The organism is Desulfobacter sp., from assembly GCF_050177295.1.
The window spans coordinates 1-8,212 of the sequence record NZ_JBFXHE010000190.1 but is presented as its reverse complement, the minus strand read 5'-3'; the positions used below and the strand labels follow the sequence as shown (position 1 = coordinate 8,212).

The following is an 8,212-nucleotide window of genomic DNA, read 5'->3' as shown; positions in this document are numbered from 1 at the left end:
GGTCCTAGAAAAATTATCAGGGAGGACTTGGCGTCATCCAAAATTATCACGGAGGACAATGCATAATGAAAACTGAAAGCAGACTGGAAAAAGTACTGGCCTCAGGCCAGTTGGCAGTAACCTCTGAAGTGGGTCCTCCCAGAGGCTGCAATGTTGATGTTATCAAAGAAAAAGCCAACATGATCAAAGATTATGTAGACGGCATCAACATTACAGACAATCAGACCGCCATGGTTCGGATGTCCTCCATTGCCGGCGGCATCGTTATTAAACAAATGGGACTTGACCCCATTATCCAAATGGTATCCCGGGACAGAAACCGTCTTGCCATGCAGTCTGACATCCTTGGTGCTTATGCCCTTGGTTGCAACACCATGCTTTGCCTCTCCGGAGATCATCCTCAGTTTGGCGACCACCCCATGGCAAAACCCGTGTATGACATTGACTCCATAAACATGATTAAAATGGTCAAAGATATGCGGGATGAAGGCAAGTTCCAGGGGGGAGCAGATATCACGGAACCGCCCAAAATGTTCATTGGTGCGGCTGCCAACCCCTTTGCCGATCCCTTTGAACTGCGTGTTATGCGCCTGGCCAAGAAAGTGGCTGCCGGCGTGGATTTCATTCAGACCCAGTGTATCTTTAACATAGCTAAGTTTGAAGAGTGGATGAAACAGGTGGTTGATCGTGGCCTGGATGAGAAAGTGGCTATCCTTGCCGGTATCACGCCTATGAAATCCCTTGGTATGGCCAAATACATGAAGAGCAAGGTACCCGGTATGGATATACCTGATGAGGTTATCGACCGTCTTGCCGGTGTGGATAAAGAAAAACAAGCCGAAGAAGGCATCAAGATGGCTATTGAGCAGATGCAACGCCTCAAGGAATGCAAAGGCGTAAAAGGTTTCCATATTATGGCCATTGAATGGGAACAAAAGGTTCCTGAGCTGGTCAAAGGTGCGGGGCTTTACCCCAGACCTGAGGTTTAACCACAACATACTGGTGTAGCTTTTTTTGCCGATACAAGGTAGATCCGCTATATAGATTTATAAAATAAAAACAGACCGGGCAGAATTTATTGTCCGGTCTGTTTTTTATTTTATATGAATATGGTATTTATATATCATATGAAAAGAGGTTTATATAAAACAATAGATATAGTTCAAGGAGTTGTTTTTTAATGGAAAGCCAGGATTTTTGGAACGTTCACTCTCTTACATTAATTGAAATGGCCTACGAATCAAGTTCCAGAGAGCGGATTGACAATCCGGATGGATATGGGACCCGGACCGGGGTATGTGGAGACACTGTAGAGTTCTTTATCATGGTTGACGATAATAATTGCCTTAGTTCTATTTCCTTTGACTTCAACGGCTGCGTATATACGGCAGCATGCTGCAATACAGTGGTGCGCCTGGCCCAGGGGCATTCCGTTGACAATGTTTGGAATATTACTGACGATATGGTGAAAGCCTATCTTCAGACCTTGCCTGAAGACCATTATCATTGCGCCGAACTTTGTGTTGGTGCTTTTTATCTGGCATTGACCGACTACCAGAATAAAAGATCAATGAAAAAAAGTTGTAAACAGGTTTAATTTTTTCTTTGTAGCATGTCGTAATAGCGCTTTATCAAGCAATAATATGTGAAACTGCATTCAGGCACCATTATGTTTGAGATAAACATTATGGTGTTTGGGTATTTGACAATCATAAAACTATTATTACCATAGAAACCATATAAAAATTCGGGAGATTGCATATGGCCAAAAAAATGACCATTTCTGATGCCGTTGAGGTGTTTGATTTATATGACCTGTATGAAGAAATTATTGACGCTTATGAAGCCGATTTCTATACCCGGTCCGAGATGGAAGCCGATCTTAGGGACCTGATTGAAGAACACGATGAAATCTATGAGTTTTCCGCAGATGAGGATGACGGTTATGCTGAAAGCTTTGAACGTAATCTCAAAGAGGCCATTAGTATGATTTTCGATGATCACGGGCTTGATCTCGATCTTGATGATCAGTTCATGGATGAGGATGATATTGATGTGTATGATGATGAACCCATGGTCGGCACTCCTGTTCGGGATGAAGATGAAGATGCTTTTGGGGAAGACGAAGATGAAATGTTTTAAGATAAAGGACTGAGTGTTTGGATATTCAACAGTTTAAATACGGTGCAGACAATCTGGGTTACCTGATTTACAGCGAAAAGTCCTGCATTGCCATCGACCCTGGGGCCCCGGATGATATGGCCAAATTTGCCATAGAAAAAAACATTCCCATTGACATTGTCACCAATACCCACACCCATGCCGACCACACTAAGGGAAACAGTGCCCTTTTAAAGAAAACTAACGCGCGTTTTATTGACTGTACAACGCTTTCACAGGGACAGGTTCTTGACCTTAAAGATGCAACCGGACTTGAGGTCATGCTGACCCCCGGGCATACCATGGATTCCCTTTGTTTCAAAGGAGATGGGTTTATTGTAACCGGTGATACGTTGTTCAACGCCACGGTCGGCAATTGTTTTTCAGGGGATCTTGAATCTTTTTTTAATTCTTTAAAGCAGTTGATGGCCCTGCCCGGCAATACTCTGGTTTATGCCGGACACGATTATGTTCTTCAGTCTTTAAAGTATGTCAAAATTATTGAACCGAATAACCCGAATTTGAACGGGTATGCGGCTGCATATAATCCGGATCATGTTGTTTCCCGTCTGTCTGAAGAACTTAAGGTAAACCCCTATCTGCGTTTTAATACCTCATCCATGATTGAACGGCTTAAAGAAAAAAATTTGCCAAGAGAAACTCAATTCCAAAGATTTTCTTCTGTTATGGAAGTATTCTAACTATTCGGTTAAAAAATTGCTTGATAAAAATAAAAAGCCGACAACCTGTCATTCTGATCCGGGTTTTGCTCTGGGGCGACATATTACCATTGAATATTACGATTGCGCATCCTACGTCCTGCTTGACAAGAACGGGGTAGAATCAATCCTGCTTAGGGCTGCCCGGGAAAGCGGGGCAAAAATTGTCAGCAGTTCCTTTCATCAGTTTGAACCCCAGGGGGTCTCCGGGGTCGTGATTATTGCAGAATCTCATTTTACGGTTCATGCCTGGCCTGAGCATAATTATGCAGCCGTAGATATTTTTACATGTGCTGATAATATTGATCTGGATACAGCCATTCATTCCATCAAAGTACAATTTTCATCCCAGCGGGTCTTTATCTCTTCGGATCAAAACAGGGGGATACTGCAGCCTATGCTCGGAAGCTGTATGGCAAACAGTGATGAAAAGGTGATGGATAGGAGAACACTTCCCATGGCCTGGAAAAAAGTGTGTGAAAACACAAACCCCTGGGGAATGTCCACATCCGTTGATGTATATGACTGCAGTTCTGATATGATAAAAGATCCGGACTGTATAAAAAAAATTGTCAGCAGGCTGTGTGAAAAGCTTGGTATTGTTGACACGGAAAATACATCTTCGGTTCATTATGATGAAACCGAAACGGCTGCCGGTTTCTCCATGACACGATCCATTGAAACCTCCGGGATATCGGGGTATTTTGCCCATGCAACCCATACCGCATATCTGGATATTTTTTCCTGTAATACATATGAGCCCCGTGAATTGGCAGAATTTGCTCTGTCATATTTTGGGGGTAGCCACTACAAGATGCGGGTGGCTTTAAGACAATAGGTTGGGAATCGATAGGCTGTTACGGAATAGATAAATGACAAATTCAGGCAATATACATAAAGGCTGGTTTTCAGAAATTTGCCCCATGTGGGAGGGCATTGCCGTTTCCTTGAAGGTGGAAAAGCTTCTTTACAGTAAAAAAAGCAGGTTTCAGCAAATTGACCTTTATCAGACCCGTTCCCACGGCCGGATGCTGGTGCTTGACGGTATTATTCAGTTAACGGAACAAGATGAGTTCAGTTACCATGAAATGATGGCGCACCTGCCGCTGTTATCCCACCCAAACCCTGAAAATGTGCTTGTTGTCGGTGGGGGAGACGGCGGTGTTTTGCGTGAGATTAATCGTCATGATGATGTCCGCTTTATTGATTTTTGTGAAATTGATGAAGAGGTTGTTAATGTTTCAAAACAATTTCTGCCATCCATAGCTTGTGGATTTAACGATCCCAGGGTTACTGTTCATATAAGAGACGGGGCGGCCTTTGTCCGGGAATGCTCTGGTTGTTATGATGTCATTATTGTTGATTCCTCGGACCCGGTTGGCCCTGGAGAAATTTTGTTTAAAAGTCAGTTCTACCGGGATTTAAAGCATGCGCTTAAGCCCGGTGGTCTGATTGCCACCCAGGGCGAAAACTTTTTCCTTCATCCGGACTGGGTTGAAAAACTGATGGGTGTTACACGATCGTTGTTTCCCATATATGCCTATGCAAACATTATTGTCCCCACATATACCGGCGGTCACATCGGTATATGCATGGGATCTTTGGGCCCTAAACTTACGACACCGGCACGTCCAGTGCCCCAAGTGGTTCAATCTCAACTTAAATACTATAGCCCGGAGGTGCACCGTGCGGCCTTTGTGCTTCCCTATTTTGCAGAAAAAATACTGAAAGACAAAGGTGTATGAGGACAGAAAAGCTTGATGGGCTTGAGATAAAACTTGTGCGCACGGTGCCTGTGGATCAGCTTGGAGCCATCTACAAGGATGCCGGATGGTGGCAGGATAATTATAAAATATCAGACGAATTTTTGCGCCGAATTCCTGAACAATCGGCATTGTTTGCAGGTGCCTTTTTGGAAAAAAAAATAATTGGAATGGGAAGAGCCCTTTCCGATCTTTGTAGTGATGCTTATATTCAGGATATAGCTGTACTGTCAGCCTACCGGAAATTTGGCATTGGTACCCTGATTGTCACTTTTCTGATCCAGGAACTTAAAAGAAGGGGAGTGGACTGGATTGGATTGATCGGTGAGCCGGGAACTCGTTCATTTTATGAAAAAATCGGGTTCAGGCAGATGAAGGATCATATCCCCTTTAAACTTGAATAACAGTTATGTAAAGGAAAAACCATGATATGTCATAGCCATTCGGAAACCTGCAATACGCCACCAATCATCAGCAACAGTGCTGATGATCTGCAGACTGAACCAAATATACTTAAGCCCGGGAAATTTGATCTGGAGACCCGTCCCCTGATCCTTGATTTCCTGGGCCATTACCCGCCCTGCTCATGTGAGTACAGCTATGTTAATCTTTTTTGTTGGCAGAACCTGTACCGGTATTCATGGTTTTTTTATAAGGAAAACCTGGTGATTCATGACGATCGCAGCCGGGCCCTGTTCATGCCCATCGGAGAGGATTTGAATCCTGAAGAATTGTTTGATCTTTCAAAAAAGGCCATTGCCGCAGGACTATCCGGAGACATCGGGCTGGTGCCTGAATCTTACGTGGATATATGGCAGGATCTGGATCGTTATTTCAGTATTACCTCTGACCGGGATGCGGCAGATTATGTTTACCTGACACAGGAGTTGGCAGAGTTAAAGGGCAATAAACTGCATAAGAAAAAAAATCTTATTGCCCAGTTTACGCGCATGTATCCAGATTACTCCATAGTCCCTATGAATGAGGGTAATTGCAAAGAGGTGATGCGTTTTGAAAAGCGTTTGCTTGAAGGCACGCCTTCAGTATCCAACTCCCTGGTGGAAGAGTCCGAAGCAATTGCCATGGCCTTCTCCCATTGGAAAGATTTGGGTTTAAACGGATTGATACTGATGGTAAAGGATGAAATTGCAGCGTTTGCTGTTTTCAGTCCCCTCTCCCCTGACACCTGGGATGTTCACTTTGAAAAATCAGATGTGACTTTCAAGGGTGCCGCCCAGATGATCAATAGTGAGACTGCCAAATTTCTGGAAGGGACTGCACGATATATCAATCGGGAACAGGATCTTGGAATACCGGGATTACGCCAGGCAAAACTGTCATATGTTCCCCATGCGTTGATTGAACCCTATTTTCTAGTGCCTAAGCTGAATTTAAGATCCCATTAGGCGTGTGTGAAAGCGATCTTAAAAGAATATTTTGAGATGGTTTTTTAAACAATAAAGTAAAATGTACGTGTTTTTTCGATGCAGGAATTATCCTTCATTTTGTTTAAAAAAATTTCCGGCTTTAATGAGATGGTGTTTAAAGTAAATATTGTCCAATGAGACGCGCTTCACCTTGCGCCCCCTGCCCGGTGCATGTATAAACTGACCTTTGCCGATGTAAATGCCTACGTGAACATCCCCCCGTCTTCTGGGTACTGAAAAAAAAACCAGATCTGCCGGTTTGATATTTTGCCGAGATACTGATGTGCAGTTTTTGAACTGCGCACTGGCTGTTCTTGGTACATGAATCCCGATTTTGGCGTGGGTATATACCACTAACCCAGAGCAGTCAAAACCCTTTGGAGAAACGCCGCCCCAGCGATAGGGCGTACCCACGGCAGTCATGGCTGCCTGGACAATACTCTGACGGGTGTCAGACAGGGGGCCGGATCTGTTATATTCGGGGTCATCAGATTGCCTTGGGAGGCCAGACTGATTCGTCCGGCCTCCTTTAAGTTTGCCGCAGCCAAAGCAGATCAGCACGGCCAAAAAAAGGATCGCAATGGTGCGGATTAGGGAAGTAAACTTTGGCACAATGTAAAATGATCAATAGTTAGTAGTAAGATCATCCACCCTTGTCTGTGGGGTGGGGGGGCGTTTTTATTCCAGACATGCCGGCTTATGCGATCGTGTCCAGTAGGGTTCCGGTTGTTTCATCATAGGTCTGAATCATTTTGGCGTTAGCGTCAAACCCATTCTGGGCTTGAATCTGTACAATCATTTCCTCTGCAATGTTCGTATTTGATAATTCCTTTAACGAACCGTCATTTTTGAGAGGATCTTCAGCCAGAGTTGCGCTTGCCTGGGTTTTGGAGATGAAAGTTTGTACCTGTCCGTTTTTTGCCTCAACATTATACGCTCTGTCCGCCTTGAACTCGTCCGACAGGGAGTTGGCTACATTATTTGAAGAAACCAATATTTGGTTTGAAAAAGCCTGTAAAGCTGAACCATTGTTTTGGACGGTCATCCCCATGATATTTACCTCCGGTTTGTATCAATTGGTATGCAAATAATATCAAAAAATTACCTTCATAACAATATACTTTTCTTTCAGACAGCGATATGAAATGAATTTTGGGTATCTTGATTGGGTCTATTCTGGTCAGACATGCTGCCTGTTTTGGCATACGCATCGGAAACCTGCTGCCGTGTATAGCCGGACACTGCTGTTTCCATCTGTCCGGCTTGTCCATCTGCTATAAGCTGTGTGATTTCAGCCATGGCTTTTGCCGCCTGGGATGCAGCGTTGGATGCTACTTTTAAATCCTGGGAGGATGGTTGGGCAGGGGCTAACGCTGCGGCACGCACCCGCCGCATTTTCTGTAATGTTGCCTCGGGGTCCCCAGGTTCGGAAGCTGTGTCAATACTGACCTCTCCGCCTACCGCATACTTTTTTCCGTCAGGGCCCTGCTGGTAGGAAAAGGTGGCACCAGATGTGATATATTCTCCGCCGGCGGCAATATGGGCCATTTCGTGAGCCCGAACTTGAGCGTCAACTTTTTCAAGTTTTTCGATGAGTAGTTTTTCGTCCAGGGTAAGCCGCGACTCTGCATCTGCCTCTGACGGCTGACTTTTTTTCTGGGCGGCTTCATCTGTCTGGGTCTGGGAAACCGAACCAACTTGTTCCTCACCGTCGGACAGGGATCCGGCTTTCCTGATATCCGTATCCTGCGCCTGGGATTCGGACCTGGGGGACGAAGATATCAGGGCAGATCCCCGTTCAAGGGCAGATTGATATGTATAATAGCTGTTTATTCCTGCAGCCTGAACATCCATAACGCTTCCCTTAAATTATATATACCTTTAATATACCAAATTAATTATGAAATTTCAAACGGCTATTTGAATGTACACCAGGTGATGGAATCGACGTTGACAAATGTCGGAAATGCGCGTATTTTAGAAAGATTCGTTATGGCGTTATTGTTGCGTTCTGCGTTACGCTGTGACAAGCCGGAAAATAAAAGCAGAGTACCAGTTGATTAGACGATTGTATAAAACAAAATTCTGCCGGTTTCAAGGAACTTTTTTATGAATCGACAATCTGAGGTGTCAAGGCAGACTA

The 8,212-nt window shown here is 44.3% G+C and carries 11 protein-coding genes; 8 read left to right on the top strand and 3 right to left on the bottom strand.

The features are described from left to right. Positions 1-65 precede the first annotated feature (65 nt). The 8 genes from AB7U36_RS13730 to AB7U36_RS13695 all read left to right on the top strand — a co-directional run bounded on the left by AB7U36_RS13730 (position 66) and on the right by AB7U36_RS13695 (position 6,048). Positions 66-989, top strand: coding sequence for a methylenetetrahydrofolate reductase (locus AB7U36_RS13730; protein WP_320398689.1), 924 nt, complete (start codon positions 66-68; stop codon positions 987-989). Positions 990-1,180: 191 nt separating this feature from the next. Next, a complete protein-coding gene (locus tag AB7U36_RS13725; RefSeq protein WP_289020839.1) occupies positions 1,181-1,597 on the top strand; it encodes an iron-sulfur cluster assembly scaffold protein in 417 nt (138 codons plus the stop codon). Positions 1,598-1,761: 164 nt separating this feature from the next. Then, entirely contained in the window at positions 1,762-2,142 is a 381-nt protein-coding gene (locus AB7U36_RS13720) for a hypothetical protein (RefSeq protein WP_277000039.1), read from the top strand. A gap of 17 nt (positions 2,143-2,159) precedes the next feature. Next, positions 2,160-2,861 (top strand): MBL fold metallo-hydrolase, encoded by a 702-nt coding sequence (locus AB7U36_RS13715; protein ID WP_428160318.1) that lies wholly within the window; start codon positions 2,160-2,162, stop codon positions 2,859-2,861. 16 nt (positions 2,862-2,877) lie between these two features. Beyond that, entirely contained in the window at positions 2,878-3,717 is an 840-nt protein-coding gene (gene speD / locus AB7U36_RS13710; RefSeq protein ID WP_428160317.1) for an adenosylmethionine decarboxylase, read from the top strand. A 34-nt stretch (positions 3,718-3,751) separates the two neighbouring features. After that, positions 3,752-4,624 carry a spermidine synthase gene (gene speE, locus AB7U36_RS13705; RefSeq protein WP_428160316.1) on the top strand — a complete coding sequence of 291 codons (873 nt, stop codon included), beginning with the start codon at positions 3,752-3,754 and terminating at the stop codon, positions 4,622-4,624. Then, entirely contained in the window at positions 4,621-5,046 is a 426-nt protein-coding gene (locus tag AB7U36_RS13700) for a GNAT family N-acetyltransferase (protein ID WP_428160315.1), read from the top strand. Before speE ends, AB7U36_RS13700 begins: the two co-directional genes overlap by 4 nt. Positions 5,047-5,067: 21 nt before the next feature. Next, on the top strand, positions 5,068-6,048 hold the full coding sequence (locus AB7U36_RS13695; RefSeq protein WP_320398905.1) for a DUF2156 domain-containing protein: 981 nt from the start codon (positions 5,068-5,070) through the stop codon (positions 6,046-6,048). A gap of 87 nt (positions 6,049-6,135) precedes the next feature. On the opposite strand, the gene AB7U36_RS13690 is transcribed toward AB7U36_RS13695, so the two are convergent. The 3 genes from AB7U36_RS13690 to AB7U36_RS13680 all read right to left on the bottom strand — a co-directional run bounded on the left by AB7U36_RS13690 (position 6,136) and on the right by AB7U36_RS13680 (position 7,923). Beyond that, on the bottom strand, positions 6,136-6,681 hold the full coding sequence (locus tag AB7U36_RS13690; protein ID WP_428160314.1) for a C40 family peptidase: 546 nt from the start codon (positions 6,679-6,681) through the stop codon (positions 6,136-6,138). A gap of 85 nt (positions 6,682-6,766) precedes the next feature. After that, complete coding sequence (locus tag AB7U36_RS13685; protein WP_286820056.1) at positions 6,767-7,063, bottom strand: flagellar basal body rod C-terminal domain-containing protein; 297 nt, start codon at positions 7,061-7,063, stop codon at positions 6,767-6,769. Positions 7,064-7,197: 134 nt separating this feature from the next. Then, entirely contained in the window at positions 7,198-7,923 is a 726-nt protein-coding gene (locus tag AB7U36_RS13680) for a putative metalloprotease CJM1_0395 family protein (RefSeq protein WP_428160313.1), read from the bottom strand. Between the last annotated feature and the right edge of the window lie 289 nt (positions 7,924-8,212).

What these genes read in the sequence shown, in the direction of transcription:
- AB7U36_RS13720 (WP_277000039.1), top strand. Translation starts at nt 1,762, where the DNA reads ATGGCCAAAAAAATGACCATTTCTGATGCCGTTGAGGTGTTTGATTTA.
- speE (WP_428160316.1), top strand. Translation starts at nt 3,752, where the DNA reads ATGACAAATTCAGGCAATATACATAAAGGCTGGTTTTCAGAAATTTGC.
- AB7U36_RS13695 (WP_320398905.1), top strand. Translation starts at nt 5,068, where the DNA reads ATGATATGTCATAGCCATTCGGAAACCTGCAATACGCCACCAATCATC.
- AB7U36_RS13725 (WP_289020839.1), top strand. Translation starts at nt 1,181, where the DNA reads ATGGAAAGCCAGGATTTTTGGAACGTTCACTCTCTTACATTAATTGAA.
- AB7U36_RS13680 (WP_428160313.1), bottom strand. Translation starts at nt 7,923, where the DNA reads ATGGATGTTCAGGCTGCAGGAATAAACAGCTATTATACATATCAATCT.
- AB7U36_RS13730 (WP_320398689.1), top strand. Translation starts at nt 66, where the DNA reads ATGAAAACTGAAAGCAGACTGGAAAAAGTACTGGCCTCAGGCCAGTTG.
- AB7U36_RS13700 (WP_428160315.1), top strand. Translation starts at nt 4,621, where the DNA reads ATGAGGACAGAAAAGCTTGATGGGCTTGAGATAAAACTTGTGCGCACG.